The organism is Clavibacter zhangzhiyongii (assembly GCF_014775655.1).
Classification (GTDB): domain Bacteria; phylum Actinomycetota; class Actinomycetes; order Actinomycetales; family Microbacteriaceae; genus Clavibacter; species Clavibacter zhangzhiyongii.
In genome coordinates this window covers 3,067,963-3,082,378 of the sequence record NZ_CP061274.1, presented here as the reverse complement: position 1 = coordinate 3,082,378, position 14,416 = coordinate 3,067,963, and the positions used below count along the sequence as shown (strand labels likewise).

Genomic DNA, 14,416 nt, shown 5'->3' with positions numbered 1-14,416 from the left:
GTCTGCGACCGTTCAAGTCCGAAGGAGGTGGGTTAGTGACGCATCAGTACGAACTCATGGTGATCCTGGATCCCGAGATCGATGAGCGCACCGTCGCTCCCAGTCTCGACAAGTTCCTCAACGTCATCCGCACCAGCGGTGGCACCGTCGACAACGTCGACGTCTGGGGCCGTCGTCGACTGGCGTACGAGATCAACAAGAAGAACGAGGGCATCTACGCCGTCGTCCAGCTCACCGCCACGAGCGAGGCCACGCAGGAGCTCGACCGCCAGCTGGGTCTGTCCGAGGCCGTCATGCGCACCAAGGTGCTGCGTGCCGAGGAGGCCATGGCCATGGTCGCCTCCGCTGCGAAGCTCGCCGACGAGAAGGCCGCCCGCAAGGCCGCCGCCACGTCCAAGGCCGCAGACGCCGCGCCCCAGGCGCCCGCCACGGACGCCGCTCCGGCGACGCCCGGCAAGCCGGCGGCGCAGGCCGCTTCCAGCGAGAAGACCGGGGAGTAGTCGATGGCCGGCGAAACCATCATCACGGTCGTGGGCAACCTCACCAGTGATCCGGAGCTGCGGTACACGCAGAACGGGCTGGCGGTAGCCAACTTCACCATCGCCTCCACGCCGAGGTCCTTCGACCGCGCGAGCAACGACTGGAAGGACGGCGACGCCCTCTTCCTCCGTGCGAGCGTGTGGCGCGAGTTCGCCGAGCACGTGGCGTCCTCGCTCACCAAGGGCTCGCGCGTCGTCGCGACCGGCCGGCTCAAGCAGCGGTCGTACGAGACGAAGGAGGGCGAGAAGCGCACCTCCATCGAGCTCGAGGTCGACGAGATCGGCCCCTCGCTCCGCTACGCGACCGCTCAGGTCACGCGCGCGGCCGGCGGCGGCGGCAACTCCGGCGGGGGCAACTCCGGCGGCGGTGGTCGCGGCCAGTTCGGCGGCGGACAGCCCCAGCAGCAGCAGGTGGCCGAGGAGCCGTGGGGAACCCCCGCGAGCTCCGGCGGCAACTCCGGCGGCGGCGACGGCGGCTGGTCCAACCCCGGCAACTTCAACGACGAGACGCCCTTCTAGGGCTCGTCGCACTACGTACGAAAGACAGGAAGAATCATGGCTGGAAAGAGCAGCGGCGACCGCCGCAAGCCTCTCCGCGGAGCCAAGGGCGGCAAGAACGCCGCCCCGGCGAAGTCCATCCGCGTCGGCGTCATCGACTACAAGGATGTCGCCACCCTCCGCAAGTTCATCTCCGAGCGGGGAAAGATCCGCGCTCGTCGCATCACCGGTGTCTCGGTGCAGGAGCAGCGCCTCATCGCGCGCGCAGTCAAGAACGCGCGTGAGATGGCACTTCTCCCCTACGCCGGCTCCGGCCGTTAAGGGGTAATGGAATGTCGAAAGTAATCCTGACGACCGAGGTCTCCGGCCTCGGTTCCCCCGGAGACGTCGTCGAGGTCAAGAACGGGTTCTCCCGCAACTACCTCGTGCCCCAGGGCTTCGCGGTCATCTGGAGCCGCGGCGGCGAGAAGCAGATCGAGCAGATCAAGGCCGCGCGTGCCGCTCGCGAGCACGCGACCATCGAGGAGGCGCAGGACCTCAAGAGCCGCCTCGAGGCCAAGATCGTCAAGCTGACCGTCAAGGCCGGCCAGGGCGGACGCCTCTTCGGCTCCGTCAAGACGTCCGACATCGCCAAGGCGGTCGAGGAGTCCGGCATCGGCCAGGTCGACAAGCGCAAGATCGAGATCCCCAACGCCATCAAGGCCACGGGGAACCACGAGGCCACGATCCGGCTCCGTGACGACATCGTCGCCACGATCAGCCTGCAGGTCGTCGCCGCGAAGTAACGCTGCACGAAGTCGGTGGCGGTGGGCGTGATGCCCACCGCCACCGGTCGTTAACAAGCCGGTCAGGGGGCCCTCGATCCCCAGCTCCATCCACAGGCGAGGCCCTAGCAGAAGAACTCTCAAGCCCTGGTGCAGACTAGTTTTCCCACATCGGGTGTGGAACTCCGGATCCCTGGTCAGGGCGGCATTCGGGGCCATAATCCGTCGGTAGTGCACATGCTTCTCCCCAGGTAGTCCACACGATCCCCGGCGTTTCGCCCACTTTGTCCACAACCTCGTCCACAGGTGCATTTGGTGCCGCAGGGGGTCGCTCCATATCGTGGGGCAGCGCCCGTCGAACGGGTCGCGATGGGCCCGTTAGCGGTCCGGCCGACGCCGCCCGGGCGGTGTCGGAGGTCCGAGCTAGAACGGTCGTGCGGGCGCATCCGCCCAGCCGACCGAGGGGAGCCGCACGTGTCCATCGCCCATCTGGGTCTCGCCGGTGAGCGCGACGAGCGCGACAAGCGCGCGGGTCACGAGCGCACGCCGCCGCACGACCTCCTCGCCGAGCAGAGCGCAATCGGCGGCATGCTCCTCAGCAAGGACGCGGTGGCCGACGCGGTCGAGCAGGTGCGGGCCATCGACTTCTACATCCCCAAGCACGAGATCATCTTCGACGCGATCCTGTCGCTGTACTCCCACGGCGAGCCGACGGACGTCATCGCGGTCACGGACGAGCTCACGAAGCTCGGCGAGCTCAGCCGCGCCGGTGGGGCGGACTACCTCCACACGCTCACCAGCGTCGTGCCCACCGCCGCCAACGCCGGCTTCTACGCGTCCATCGTCGCCGAGAAGGCGGTGCTCCGGCGCCTCGTCGAGGCGGGCACGCGCATCGTGCAGATGGGCTACGCCAGCGAGGGCGAGGTCGTCGACCTCGTGAACAACGCGCAGGCCGAGATCTACGGCGTCACGGGCGGGGTCGAGGCGGAGGACTACGTGCCGCTCACGGACGCCGTCACGGTGGCCATCGACGAGATCGAGGCGGCCAAGGGCAAGGACGGCCAGATGACCGGCGTGCCCACGGGCTTCGCCGACCTCGACGCGCTCACCAACGGCCTGCACCCGGGCCAGCTCATCATCGTCGCCGCGCGCCCCGCGCTCGGCAAGTCGACGCTCGCGCTCGACTTCGCGCGCGCCGCCAGCATCAAGTTCGACATGCCCTCCATCTTCTTCAGCCTGGAGATGGGGCGCAGCGAGATCGCCATGCGCCTCCTCTCCGCCGAGGCCTCCGTGCCGCTGCAGAGCATGCGCAAGGGCACCGTGGACGCCCGTGACTGGACGACCATCGCGCAGACCCGGGGCCGCATCAACGACGCCCCGCTCTACATCGACGACAGCCCGAACATGACGCTCGTCGAGATCCGGGCCAAGTGCCGCCGGCTCAAGCAGAAGGTCGGGCTGAAGCTCGTCGTCATCGACTACCTGCAGCTCATGACGAGCGGCAAGAAGGTCGAGTCGCGCCAGCAGGAGGTCTCGGAGTTCTCGCGTGCGCTGAAGCTCATGGCGAAGGAGCTGCAGGTGCCCGTCATCGCGCTGTCCCAGCTGAACCGAGGCCCCGAGCAGCGCGCCGACAAGATGCCGGCCATCTCCGACCTCCGCGAGTCGGGATCGCTCGAGCAGGACGCCGACATGGTCATCCTGCTGCACCGCGAGAGCGCCTACGAGAAGGACAACCCGCGCGCGGGCGAGGCCGACTTCATCGTCGCCAAGCACCGCAACGGCCCGACCGGCACCATCACGGTCGGGTTCCACGGGCACTTCTCGCGCTTCGCGGACATGCCCGCGGGCGGATAGGCGGACGCTGGCTGGCTCGCGCGCTGACGCCTGCCTGGGCTCGAGCACGCGCATCCGGGTGCTGACGGACCGAGCGTGCGCCGGGCCGTGCCGTGTTCCGGGAGCCGAGGGGGTGGCCCCAGGCATCGGTCAGGGGCGGCTGGCGGCTCGCGACACGGGCCTCCGCGTCCTCGTCAGGGCGCGAAGTAGAGGTGCGCGTGGGCCGCGCAGCCGGGGTTGAAGGCCGCACCGCAGCTCGGGCAGGAGTCCGCTGCGAGGTACTCGGGCACGGTCATCGTCGCGCGGCAGACGCCGCACAGGGCCGCCGGGAGGTGGTGCTCGGTGCGGGGGATCACCTCGAGGGGGTGGTCGGCGACGGCGGCGTGGCAGAGGTGGCACGGGTACCAGGCGTCGCAGCAGGGGGCGCGGAGGGCGACGACGTCGAGCGCGGATCCGTAGTGGATGCAGCGGGTCTCGGCGTCGACGGCCGGGCCGCGGACGAGCACCGGGTCGCCCACGGGGTCGTGGACGGCGGAGCCGGTCATCGCCGCGAGCTCCTGCGCGAGGGCCTCGCGCGGCCGGCCGGATCGGTCACGCGGTGATCCAGCCGCGCACAGGGGCAGAGCCGCAACCGGTCGAGGAGGTCACGGTCTGGCCCTGGCGGAGCGCTCGAGCGCCGTGACCGGCTGAGGGGGTCACGCGCGCATCACGCGTCGGGGAGGGCCGTCGCGGCGTCGATGAGGGTGAGCTCGGGGCTGTCGCGCTGGATGGCCTTGAGGCGCCACGGAGTGGTGATCAGGGCGATGTGCGTGCCGTCCGAGCGCACGAGCACCTCGACGCCGATGGTCTTCGCGAGGGCCGGCGCGGAGGCCGCGTCGGTGATGCGGGCCACCTGGTACTCGAGCGGCTCCATGCGCAGCGGGGCGCGGAACTCGTTCGTCATGCGCTCGACGACGACCTCGAACTGCATGGGGCCGACGGCGCCGAGGACGGGGGCCTGGTCGCCGCGGAGGTCGGAGCGCATCACCTGGATGACGCCCTCGTGGTCGAGCTGCTCGATGCCCTTGCGGAACTGCTTGTGCGTGCTCGTGTCCTTCGAGCGGACGACGCGGAAGAGCTCCGGGGCGAACTGCGGCAGGCGCGGGAATGTGACGGGAGCCCCGTCGAAGAGCGTGTCGCCCACGCGGATGTTGGACGCGTTGACGAGGCCGACGACGTCGCCCGGGTAGGCGTCCTCGACGGTGGATCGCTCGCGGCCGAAGAGCTGCTGGGCGTACTTGGTGACGAAGGGGCGGCCGGTCTGGGCGTGCGTGACGGTCATGCCGCGGTGGAAGACGCCCGAGCAGATCCGCATGAAGGCGAGGCGGTCGCGGTGCGCGGTGTTCATGCCCGACTGGACCTTGAAGACGAAGCCGGAGAAGTCCTCCTCGACGGGACGCGTGCGGTCCTGCTCGTCGGGGCGCGGCTGCGCGGCCGGGGCGATGGCGTCGAGCGCGTCGAGGATGTGGGTCACGCCGAAGTTGAGGACGGCGGCCGCGAAGAGCACGGGGGTGGTGCGGCGCGCGAGGAAAGACTCCTCGTCGTGGTCCTGGCCCTCCTCGTGCAGGAGCTCGCTCTCCTCGACCGCGTTCGTCCACGCGGATCCGGCCGCCGCCAGCGCCTCGTCGGGCGACATGCGCGTCTCGGGGGCGATGCTCGCGCCGCCGGCCGTGCGCGTGAAGTGCACGCACTCGCCGGTGGAGCGGTCGACGACGCCGAAGAAGGCGCCGGACTCGCCCACCGGCCAGGTGAGCGGGGTGGGGAGGAGGCCCGTGCGCTCCTTGATCTCGTCCATGAGGTCGAGCGGCTCGCGTCCGGGGCGGTCCCACTTGTTGATGACGGTGATGATCGGGATGCGGCGCTGGCGGCACACCTCGAACAGCTTCATGGTCTGGGTCTCGAGGCCGCGGGAGGCGTCGACGAGCATGATCGCGGCATCCACCGCGGAGAGCACGCGGTAGGTGTCCTCGGAGAAGTCGGCGTGGCCGGGGGTGTCGACCACGTTCATCACGGTGTCGCGGTGGGTGAACTGGATCGCCGCGGAGCTCACCGAGATGCCGCGCTCCTTCTCCATGTCCATCCAGTCGGAGACCGTGGACTTGCGCCCCTGCTTGCCGTGGACCGCGCCCGCGGACCCGATGGCGTGCGCGTGCAGCAGCAGCGCCTCGGTGAGCGTGGACTTGCCCGCGTCGGGGTGGGAGATGACGGCGAAGGTGCGACGGCGGGACGCCTCGCGCAGCACGGGGGAGGCGGAGGCCGAGGCGGGCGCGCGGGGAGGGGTGATGGTCGACACCTCCCCATGGTACGAGGCCGTCGCGGGAGGGTCCCGCCGCGGGCCGGCGGCGGCGGGCGGGCGGAGCGGGCCGGCCGCTCCGCGGGATCAGCGAGCGCGGAGGCGGTCGAGGAACTCGTCGGCCATGCCGAGGTGGTCGGCCAGGCGCCGACGGCGCTCCTCGGCGTCGGCGATGAAGGCGGCGAGGTCGGCGCGCAGGGACGCGGTGTCGTCGTCGGGCGCGGCGGCGTCGAGGGCGTCGGTGACCTCGAGCAGGCGCATCATCTCCTCCAGCGAGAACCCCAGCGGCTTCATGCGGCGGATGAGGAGGAGGCGCTCCAGGTCGTCGTCCGTGTAGAGGCGGAAGCCGCCGTCGGAGCGGCCGGACGGGCGGAGCAGGCCGGTCTCGTCGTAGTGGCGGAGCGTGCGGTGCGACAGGCCGGTGCGCTCGGCGAGCTCGCCGATCTGCATGGTCGCGGGGCCGGCGGGTCGCGTCATGCGGGCCTCCAGGCAGACTCTTCCCTCACGTGAGGGTAGGGTAGGGTGGTCCACGGCCGGGTGACCGCGTCCGCCCATTCTCCCCGATGCCGGGAGCGGCGCCGTCGGCCCCCGAACGGGGGCCGCACCGCCACCCGCGTCGCCGTGCCGCCGCATCACCGGCCAGCGCCGCGGGACGCCCGTCCCCTGCCGTCCTCCTCCTCCCGATCGGAGCACCGTGTCCGTCACGCCCCCCGCCGCCGTCGAGCCGTCGCCCGCCGGATCCGCCGCCCCGGCCGCCCCCGCGCCGTCGCCCACCGTGCTCCAGGCGCTGCGCACGCCGCGGATCCTCACGCGCGAGGCGCTCGCCGGCCTCGTGGTGGCCCTCGCGCTGATCCCCGAGGCCATCTCGTTCTCGATCATCGCGGGGGTGGATCCGCGCGTGGGCCTCTTCTCGTCGTTCGTCATGGCCGTGACCATCGCGTTCCTGGGCGGCCGGCCGGCCATGATCTCGGCGGCCACGGGCGCCGTCGCGCTCGTCATCGCCCCGGTCGCGCGCGAGCACGGCATGGAGTACTTCCTCGCCACCGTGATCCTCGCGGGGCTGCTGCAGGTCGTGCTCGCGGTGCTCGGCGTCGCACGGCTGATGCGGTTCATCCCGCGGTCGGTGATGGTCGGCTTCGTCAACTCGCTCGCCATCCTCATCTTCACGGCGCAGATCCCGAACCTCGTGGACGTGCCGTGGCTCGTGTACCCGCTCGTGGCGGTGGGGATCGCGATCCTCGTGCTGCTGCCGCGCGTGACGCGCGTGGTGCCGGCGCCGCTCGTCGCGATCGCGCTGCTCACGGGCGCGACCGTGCTGGGCGCGCTCGCCGTGCCGACCGTCGGCGACCAGGGGGAGCTGCCGCGGAGCCTGCCGGAGCTGTTCCTGCCGCAGGTGCCGCTCACGCTGGAGACGCTCGGGATCATCGGGCCGTACGCGCTCGCGATGGCGCTCGTCGGGATCCTCGAGTCGCTGATGACCGCGAAGCTCGTGGACGACATCACCGACACGCCCTCGCACAAGACGCGCGAGACGTGGGGCCAGGGCGCCGCGAACGTGCTCTCGGGCCTGTTCGGGGGGATGGGCGGCTGCGCGATGATCGGCCAGACGATGATCAACGTGAAGGTCTCCGGCGCGCGCACCCGCATCTCCACGTTCCTCGCCGGGGTGTTCCTGCTGCTCCTCGTGGTGGTGCTCGGCGACGTGGTGGCCGTGATCCCGATGGCCGCGCTCGTCGCCGTCATGGTCATGGTCTCGGTGGGCACGTTCGACTGGCACAGCATCCGGCCGTCGACGCTGAAGCGCATGCCGCTCGGCGAGACGCTCGTGATGGCGCTGACGGTGGCCGTCGTCGTGGCGACGCACAACCTCGCGATCGGCGTGGTCGTGGGCGTCATCGCCGCGATGGTCGTGTTCGCCCGGCGGGTGGCGCGCTTCGCGACGGTGGAGCGCACGGTGGTCGCGGGCGCCGACGGCGAGGACGTCGCCGAGTACCGCGTGGTCGGCGAGCTGTTCTTCGCGTCGAGCAACGACCTCACGACGCAGTTCCGCTACGCGGAGGACCCGGCGCGCGTGCGGATCGACATGAGCGGCTCGCACGTGTGGGACGCGTCGACGGTGGCCGCGCTCGACGCGATCACGACGAAGTACGCGCGCCGCGGCACGACCGTCGACATCGACGGCATGAACGACGCGAGCCTCCGGATGCACGGGCGGCTCGCGGGGCGGCTGGGCGGCGAGGGCTGACGCGCGGCCGGCGGCGGGCGGGCGCGGCGGGCGGCCGCGGCGGGCGGGCGCGGCAGCCGCTCGTAGGATCGGGCGCATGAGGATCGCGTTCGTCTCGATGCACACGTCGCCGATCCAGACCCCCAGCACCGGCGACGCGGGCGGCCTCAACGTCTACCTCCTCGAGCTCGCGCGGAGCCTCGGGCGGCAGGGGCACGAGGTGCGGCTGATCACGCGCGCGACGGATCCCGCCGACCCGCCGACGACGCCGGTCGCGCCCGGCGTGGAGCTCGTGGCGCTGCGGGCGGGGCCGGTCGGGCCCGTCGCCAAGGAGGAGCTGCCGGGGATCACGGCGGAGTTCGCGGACGCGCTCGCCGCGCTGCCGCCGGCCGACGTCGTGCACGCGCACTACTGGCTGTCGGCGGTCGCGGCCCTGCCCGTCGCGCGCGCCTGGGGCGTGCCGCACGTGCTGACGCTGCACTCCGTGTCCGCGGGCAAGAACCGGCGGCTCGTGGCCGGCGACACCCCGGAGCCCGCGGCGCGGCTGGCCGAGGAGGCGCGGCTCGTGCGCGCGTCCGACCTCGTGGTCGCGTCGGCGGAGTCGGAGCGGCGGCTGCTCGTGGAGGCGTACGACGCGGATCCGGCGGCCGTGCACGTCGTCGCGCCGGGTGTGGAGGAGGCGTTCCTGCGGGAGCCATCGGGGCGCGAGGGCGGCGGGCGGGTGCGGATCGTGCTGCTGGCGCGGATCCAGCCGCTCAAGGGGCAGGACGTCGCGCTCCGGGCCCTCGCCCTGCTGGACCCGGCGACCCGGCCGCTGCTCGTGATCGCCGGCGGCGTCTCGCCCGGCCGTGACGCGTACGCGGCGAGCCTGCACGCGCTCGTGCGCTCGCTGGGCCTCGAGGACGACGTCGTGTTCGCCGGCGCGCTCGACCGCGCCGCGACCGCCCGGACCCTCGCCGGCGCGCACCTCGCGCTCATGCCGTCGGCGGCCGAGACCTACGGGCTCGTCGCGCTGGAGGCGGCGGCGTGCGGCACGCCCGTGATCGCCTCGCGCACGGAGGGGCTCGTCGACTCGGTGCGCGACGGGGTGAGCGGCGTGTTCGTGGCGACGCGGGATCCCGCCGACTGGGCCCGCGCGATCCGCGACCTCCTCGCCGACCGGCCCGCCCTCGCGCGGCTGTCGGCCACGGCGCGCGAGCACGCGGCGCGGCACACGTGGGACGTCGCGGCGGCGGACGTCGCGGCCGAGTACCGGCTGGCGCGGGAGCGGCTCGTCGCGGACGCCGTGGCGGGGTCGCGGGGCTGACGGCGCGGATCACGATGCCGGCATCGGCCCCGGCATCGGCTCCGGCCGCCGCGGTCAGGGCGCCGTGTCGCGCAGCGCGGCCAGCAGACCCGGATCCCGCGCCAGGTCCTCGGCCGCGCGCTCGAGCCACGCGACGGCGTCCGCGCGGGCGGCGTCGCCGGATCCGGCGAGGTCGGTGAGCGAGCGCACGGCCGCGAAGCCGTCGGTGGGCGCGGCCACGGCGCCCGCGACCAGGGCCGCTGCGGTCCCGTGCGCGCGGGCGAGGTCGAGCACGTGGGACGCGACCTTCCCGGTCCGCGACGCGGCGTCGAAGCGGCCCTCCCCGGTGATCACCACGTCGGCGTCGGCGAGGAGCGGGGCGAGGCCGATCGCGGCGGCCACCCCGGCGGATCCGGAGGTCCAGGCCGCGCCCCACGCGAGCAGGCCGGCCGCGGTGCCGCCCGCCGCGCCGGCGCCCGGGGTGGTCGGATCCACGCCGAGCAGGGTCGCGAGGCGGGCGAGCCCGGCGTCGAGCGCGACGACGTCCGTCGGCGTCGCGCCCTTCTGCGGCCCGTAGACGGCGGCCGCGCCGGCGGGGCCGGTGAGCGGCGCACGGACGTCACCGAGGATCCGCGCGCCCTCCGCCGGGAGCGCGCGGAGGCCCGTGAGGTCGAGCGCGGTGATCCCCGCCAGCGCTCCGCCGCCGTCGCCCGCCGCGGAACCGTCGGCGCCGATCGCCTCCGCGCCCAGCTCCCGGAGCGCCCCGAGGCCGCCGTCGGTGGACGAGCTGCCGCCGAGCGCGAGCAGGAGGCGCGGCACGCCCGCGTCGAGCGCCGCGCGGATGGCCTGCCCGAAGCCGCGGGTGTGCGCGGCGAGCGGGCGGAGCGGATCGAGCAGGGTGATGCCGCTCGTGGACGCCACCTCGACCACGCCCGTGCCGTCCGGCAGGAGCAGCCAGTGCGCGTCGACCGGCCGGTCGTCGGGCCCGGTGACGCGGACGGGCACGCGGCGGGATCCCGGCACCGCCGCCTGGAGCACGTCGAGCGTGCCCTGCCCGCCGTCGGCCATGGGCGCGAGCGCGACGTCGTCGTCCGGGCGCGCGCGGAGCCAGCCGCGGCGGAGGGCCCGGGCGGCGTCGACGGCCGTGGCGGATCCCGTGAGCGAGTCGGGCGCGACGACGACGCGGAGCGGACGCGGGTGCGGGCGTCGACGCGGGGGAGGGGGAGCGGCGGTGCTCATGCGGCCAGTCTGCCGCGTGCGGGTCGGCGCGTGCGGGTGGGGCGAGCCCCGTCCCGCCGCCGCGCTCAGTCCGGCGCGACGCCCGCCCGGTGCGCGAGCAGCGCGGCCCCGACGAGCCCGGCGTCGTTGCCCCGGCTGGCCGCGATGATCTCCGTGTCGAGGCGCAGGAACCCCTCGAACCGCGCGAACTCGTGCGCGGCCGCGCCGCCGACCACGATCAGGTCGGGCGACATGATCGACTCGAGGTGGCGGTAGTACCTCTCGAGCCGTGCCGCCCACGCCTCGAACGTGATGCCCTCGCGGCGCACCGCGGAGAACGCCGCCTGCATCTCGTAGTCGCCGCCGTCGATGTGGACGTGGCCGAGCTCGCTGTTCGGGATCAGCTTCCCGTCGTGCAGGAGCGCGGTGCCGATCCCGGTGCCGAGCGTCGTGAGGATCACCAAGCCGCCGCGTCCCTGCAGCACCCCGTACTCGAGCTCGGCCACGCCCGCCGCGTCGGCGTCGTTGACGGTCAGCACGTCGATCCCGCTGCGCTCGCGGATCGCGGTGCGCGCGTCCATGCCCAGCCAGCGGTCGGAGATGTGCGCGGAGGAGCGGACGATGCCGTCCCGCACGATGCCGGGGACGCCGACCCCCACGGGCAGGTCCTCGTCCGGCGTGAGCGCGAGCACGATCTCGGCGATGACGTCGGCGATGTCCTCGGGCTCGCCGCCGACGGGCTTGGCGACCGTCATGCGCTCGGTGAGCCGGATCCCCGTTGTCACGTCCACGATCCCCGCCTTGAGCGTGGTCCCGCCGATGTCGATGCCGAGCGCGAGCCGGTCGCGGTGCGCGAGCGCGGCCTCCGCGCCCTCGGGGGCGGCGACGACGGCGCGGTCGACCGGGATGAAGCCGCCGACGGGCCGTCCGCTCTCGGAGGAAGGCCGCGGCGGGGTCTCGGGCTGGGACACGGCGGGGCCTCTCGGTTGCGTGGTGCGGGTCGGGTGGTGCGGCTGGCGTGATGCGGGCTGCGCGGTGCGGGTGCACGGCGGGCGGAGCGGGTGGACCCGAGCCGCGGATCCCGAGCCGACGGCCGCGGGGCCGCCGCGGCTCAGAACGCCCGGTTCGCGTAGACGATCCCGCAGGCCACGCCCACGGCGCAGACGACCGCGAGCCCGACGACCGCGCCGACCGCCGCGGCGGCCAGACGGGGGAGGGGACTCGTCACCCGACGAGCCTAGGCCAGCCCGCCCGGGCCGTCGTCGCGGGCGTCCGGCCGAGCATCCGCCCAGGAACCCACCGAGTAGGCTGGCCCGGATGGAGAGAGAGGCCGCTGTGTCCGAGGACGAGCTGACGTTCCGGGCGGCGTACTGGCCCGTCCTCCTGCTGCGCGCACTGCCCGCGCTGGCGCTCGCCGCGTTCATCACCTTCTCCAGCGACCACTCGCCGGCCCTCGGCCTCGCCGCCTTCGGCGTCTTCGCGATCGTCTCCGGTCTGATCACCGCCGGCCTCGGCGCCCGCGCCCTCCGCGGCCCGGCCGCGGGCCTCCGCACGAGCGCCGTCGTCCAGGGCGCCCTCACGATCGTGGCCGGTGTCGCGGCGCTGCTGGCGCGCGACGGCGGCGTGCTCGTGCTCCTCTACGTCGTGAGCGTCTGGGCCGTCGTCACCGGCTTCCTCGAGCTCGTCGCCGGCCTGCGCTCGCGCGGCCGCGTGCCGGGCGCCAGCGATGCGATCACGGCCGGCGCGCTCACCGTCGTCCTCGCCGTCGCGTTCCTCCTCGTGCCGCCGGACCTCGTCGTCCAGTACGGCGGCGTCGAGCAGCGCGAGGGCCAGCTCACCGCGCCCGTCGTGGCCGTGGGCCTCCTGGGCGCCTACGCGGCGATCGTCGGGGTCTTCCTGGTCATCGCCGCACTGAGCATGAAATGGGGCACCTCCACGCCCACCGCGACCTCCGCGGCGGACGCCCCCCGAACGACCGAGAGCGCGAGCTGACCGTGACTTCTGACATCCGCAAGGACCGCATGCGACCCGCCGAGCTGCTCGGCATCGCCGCGGCGCTCGCCGCGTTCGTCGGCGTGATCGTCGCGCTCAGCACCCGACCGGGCGACGCGCAGGCGTGGACCGTCGTCGTCATCTTCACGGGCGTCGCCTTCATCGGCGCCCTCGTGATGCTCGCCATGCTCGCCCTGTCGTTCAAGCCGAACCGCGACGAGCTGCAGGACATGGACGAGCAGGACCACCCGGACCGGCCCACCCGGCACTGAGCCGCCCGTCGGACCGGCCGTCGAGCCGGGATCCCCGCCTCCGCGAGGACCCCGACCGCCCGGGTCAGAGGATGTGGTCGACCAGCTGCGACGCGAGTCCCGCGTAGCCGGCCGGCGTCAGCTCGAGCAGCCGCGCCTTCGCCTGGTCGCCGATGTCGAGCCCGGAGACGAACGCGCGCATCTCGTCGCGGCCGACGCGCTTGCCGCGCGTGAGCTCCTTGAGCACCGCGTACGGGTCGCTGATGGAGCTGCGTCCGGCCACGATCTCCGCGCGGATGACCGTCTGGATGGCCTCGCCGAGGACCTCCCAGTTCGCGTCGAGGTCGGCCGCCAGCAGCGCCCGGTCGACATCGATCTCGAGCAGCCCGCGCCCGATGTTGTCGAGCGCCAGCAGCGAGTGGCCGAGGGCGACGCCGACGTTGCGCTGCGTCGTGGAGTCGGTGAGGTCGCGCTGCAGCCGTGAGGTGACGAGGGTCGACGCGAGCGAGTCGAGCAGCGCGTCCGACAGCTCGAGGTTGGCCTCGGCGTTCTCGAACCGGATGGGGTTGATCTTGTGCGGCATGGTCGACGACCCGGTCGCCCCCGCCTGCGGGATCTGCCGGAAGTAGCCCATCGAGATGTAGGTCCACACGTCGGTGCAGAGGTTGTGCAGCACCCGGTTGACGTGCGCGATGCGCGTGTAGAGCTCGGCCTGCCAGTCGTGCGACTCGATCTGCGTGGTGAGCGGGTTCCACACCAGGCCCAGCGAAGTGACGAACGCGCGCGACTCGGCGGGCCAGTCCACGCCGGCGTCCGCGGCCAGGTGCGCCGCGAAGGTGCCCGTGGCGCCGCTGAACTTGCCGAGCACCTCGACGTCCTCCACGTCCGCCCGCAGGCGCTCGAGCCGGTGCACGAACACGGCGAGCTCCTTGCCGAGCGTCGTGGGGGTGGCCGGCTGCCCGTGCGTGCGCGACAGCATCGCGTCGTCGCGGAAGAGGAGGGCCCGCTCGCGGAGCGCGCCGATGACGGCGACGAGCTTCGGCAGCCACACCTCCCGCACGGCGCGGTCGATGACGAGGGCGTAGGAGAGGTTGTTGATGTCCTCGCTGGTGCAGGCGAAGTGCGTGAGCTCGGCGACGCGGCCCAGGCCGAGCTCCTCGAGGCGGTCGCGCACGAAGTACTCGACGGCCTTGACGTCGTGCCGCGTGACGGCCTCGACGCGGGCGAGCGCGTCGATCTGCTCCTGCCCGAAGCCGGTGACGACCTCGCGGAGCGCCGCCTTCTGCTCGTCGGTGAACGGGGAGGAGGAGAGGAGCGAGCGGTCGGTGAGGTGGATCAGCCACTCGATCTCGACGTGGACGCGCGCCCGGTTGAGGCCCGCCTCCGAGAGGTGCTCGCCGAGCTCGGTGACGACGGGGGCGTAGCGGCCGTCGAGGGGGCTCAGCACCTGCGGGGGCAACGGGCTCATGCGGGCGATCTC

General features: G+C 73.3%; 14 protein-coding genes and 1 pseudogene. 9 read left to right on the top strand and 6 right to left on the bottom strand.

Annotated elements, in window-relative coordinates; all coding sequences use genetic code 11:
* Positions 1-56 precede the first annotated feature (56 nt).
* The 5 genes and pseudogenes from rpsF to dnaB form a co-directional block, all read left to right on the top strand.
* Positions 57-401, top strand: a pseudogene (gene rpsF, locus H9X71_RS14725) (30S ribosomal protein S6); the annotation flags it as partial.
* Positions 402-503: 102 nt separating this feature from the next.
* Entirely contained in the window at positions 504-1,058 is a 555-nt protein-coding gene (locus tag H9X71_RS14720; protein ID WP_086515642.1) for a single-stranded DNA-binding protein, read from the top strand.
* A gap of 36 nt (positions 1,059-1,094) precedes the next feature.
* The gene (rpsR, locus tag H9X71_RS14715) at positions 1,095-1,358 is read left to right on the top strand and encodes a 30S ribosomal protein S18 (protein WP_012039648.1); all 264 of its coding nucleotides are present in this window, start codon (positions 1,095-1,097) and stop codon (positions 1,356-1,358) included.
* A gap of 11 nt (positions 1,359-1,369) precedes the next feature.
* A complete protein-coding gene (gene rplI / locus H9X71_RS14710; protein ID WP_012039647.1) occupies positions 1,370-1,822 on the top strand; it encodes a 50S ribosomal protein L9 in 453 nt (150 codons plus the stop codon).
* A 453-nt stretch (positions 1,823-2,275) separates the two neighbouring features.
* Positions 2,276-3,655, top strand: a complete 1,380-nt coding sequence (gene dnaB / locus H9X71_RS14705) for a replicative DNA helicase (protein WP_086518435.1) — start codon at positions 2,276-2,278, stop codon at positions 3,653-3,655.
* 173 nt (positions 3,656-3,828) lie between these two features.
* On the opposite strand, the gene H9X71_RS14700 is transcribed toward dnaB, so the two are convergent.
* The 3 genes from H9X71_RS14700 to H9X71_RS14690 form a co-directional block, all read right to left on the bottom strand.
* Complete coding sequence (locus H9X71_RS14700; protein WP_191147736.1) at positions 3,829-4,179, bottom strand: CHY zinc finger protein; 351 nt, start codon at positions 4,177-4,179, stop codon at positions 3,829-3,831.
* 161 nt (positions 4,180-4,340) lie between these two features.
* Complete coding sequence (locus H9X71_RS14695; protein ID WP_191147735.1) at positions 4,341-5,966, bottom strand: peptide chain release factor 3; 1,626 nt, start codon at positions 5,964-5,966, stop codon at positions 4,341-4,343.
* Between the two features lie 87 nt (positions 5,967-6,053).
* On the bottom strand, positions 6,054-6,443 hold the full coding sequence (locus tag H9X71_RS14690; RefSeq protein WP_191147734.1) for a MerR family transcriptional regulator: 390 nt from the start codon (positions 6,441-6,443) through the stop codon (positions 6,054-6,056).
* Positions 6,444-6,660: 217 nt separating this feature from the next.
* On the opposite strand from H9X71_RS14690, the gene H9X71_RS14685 reads away from it, so the two are divergent.
* Both H9X71_RS14685 and H9X71_RS14680 read left to right on the top strand, forming a co-directional pair.
* Positions 6,661-8,211: a SulP family inorganic anion transporter gene (locus H9X71_RS14685; RefSeq protein ID WP_191147733.1), complete on the top strand. Its 1,551-nt coding sequence runs from the start codon at positions 6,661-6,663 to the stop codon at positions 8,209-8,211.
* 76 nt (positions 8,212-8,287) lie between these two features.
* Positions 8,288-9,496: a glycosyltransferase gene (locus H9X71_RS14680; protein WP_191147732.1), complete on the top strand. Its 1,209-nt coding sequence runs from the start codon at positions 8,288-8,290 to the stop codon at positions 9,494-9,496.
* A gap of 54 nt (positions 9,497-9,550) precedes the next feature.
* Here H9X71_RS14680 and H9X71_RS14675 read toward each other — a convergent pair whose 3' ends face one another.
* Both H9X71_RS14675 and ppgK read right to left on the bottom strand, forming a co-directional pair.
* Positions 9,551-10,714 (bottom strand): glycerate kinase, encoded by a 1,164-nt coding sequence (locus H9X71_RS14675; protein WP_191147731.1) that lies wholly within the window; start codon positions 10,712-10,714, stop codon positions 9,551-9,553.
* Between the two features lie 65 nt (positions 10,715-10,779).
* Entirely contained in the window at positions 10,780-11,664 is an 885-nt protein-coding gene (ppgK, locus tag H9X71_RS14670; RefSeq protein WP_191147730.1) for a polyphosphate--glucose phosphotransferase, read from the bottom strand.
* Between the two features lie 346 nt (positions 11,665-12,010).
* Here ppgK and H9X71_RS14665 point away from each other — a divergent pair, with 346 nt between their 5' ends.
* Positions 12,011-12,685, top strand: a complete 675-nt coding sequence (locus H9X71_RS14665) for a DUF308 domain-containing protein (protein ID WP_213017206.1) — start codon at positions 12,011-12,013, stop codon at positions 12,683-12,685.
* Between the two features lie 2 nt (positions 12,686-12,687).
* On the top strand, positions 12,688-12,957 hold the full coding sequence (locus H9X71_RS14660; RefSeq protein WP_191147729.1) for a hypothetical protein: 270 nt from the start codon (positions 12,688-12,690) through the stop codon (positions 12,955-12,957).
* Positions 12,958-13,021: 64 nt separating this feature from the next.
* Here the strand turns inward: H9X71_RS14660 and purB are convergent, their stop codons facing one another.
* The gene (gene purB / locus H9X71_RS14655; protein ID WP_191147728.1) at positions 13,022-14,404 is read right to left on the bottom strand and encodes an adenylosuccinate lyase; all 1,383 of its coding nucleotides are present in this window, start codon (positions 14,402-14,404) and stop codon (positions 13,022-13,024) included.
* Positions 14,405-14,416: the final 12 nt, after the last annotated feature.